This is a genomic window from Psychrobacter sp. 1Y4 (genome assembly GCF_051847555.1).
In genome coordinates this window covers 1-887 of record NZ_JBPYDE010000283.1, presented here as the reverse complement: position 1 = coordinate 887, position 887 = coordinate 1, and the positions used below count along the sequence as shown (strand labels likewise).

Below are 887 nucleotides of genomic sequence, written 5' to 3'. Positions count from 1 at the left end.
GTTAACACGTACTGTGACCAATCACCCAGCTGAGCGGTGAGCGCTTGCTGCGCCAGTACAATACCATCGACTTCAGCACCTGGCTGATAAACGCCACTGAGTAAAATCATAAATGCCGTGGCACTACATACAACAATCGTATCGATAAATACTGATAGTGACTGTGAGATACCTTGACTGACTGGATGCGTGGCATAAGCAGTGGCGGCAATGTTAGGCGCAGAACCCAAACCTGCCTCATTAGAGAACAGACCGCGCTTCATGCCTTGCTCAATCGCCACACCGATACCACCGCCAACGACGGATTCAATACCAAATGCATTTTTAACAATCATCGCCATCAATGCAGGCAGATCGGCGATATTCAACACGATGATAATTAGTGCCATCCCAATGTAAATCAGCGCCATTACAGGAATCACAACGTCAGCGACTTTTGCAATACGCTGGATACCACCAAAGACGATAAATCCACCCGCAACCACCAGTACCGCACCTGATATCCAGCGATCAATCCCGAAGCTCTCAAGCGCGGAACCTGCTACCGTCTTACCTTGGAATGCGATAAATCCAATGGAGAAAGATAGGAGTAAAGCAATAGCATAAATGACAGCGAGCCAACGATAATCTTTACCTAAACCGTGTAAAATATAAGTTGCAGGGCCGCCGCGAAAGTTACCATCATTGTCTCTGCGCTTGTAAAGCTGAGCCAAGCTACACTCAACAATACTGGTCATCATGCCGATGAGGGCCACAACCCACATCCAAAAAACCGCACCGGGACCACCCAAAGAGATTGCAACGGCAACACCAGCAATGTTACCACCGCCAACACGTCCACCGATCGACACGAGCAACGCCTGACGGGCAGAAATCCCATCGTCTCC

1 protein-coding gene is annotated in these 887 nt (G+C 49.2%); it reads right to left on the bottom strand.

All coding sequences use genetic code 11. From position 1 onward, the window contains the following. Positions 1-887 (bottom strand): alanine/glycine:cation symporter family protein (locus ACS8FC_RS15795; RefSeq protein WP_439297467.1); only part of this gene is annotated, 887 nt, incomplete at both ends.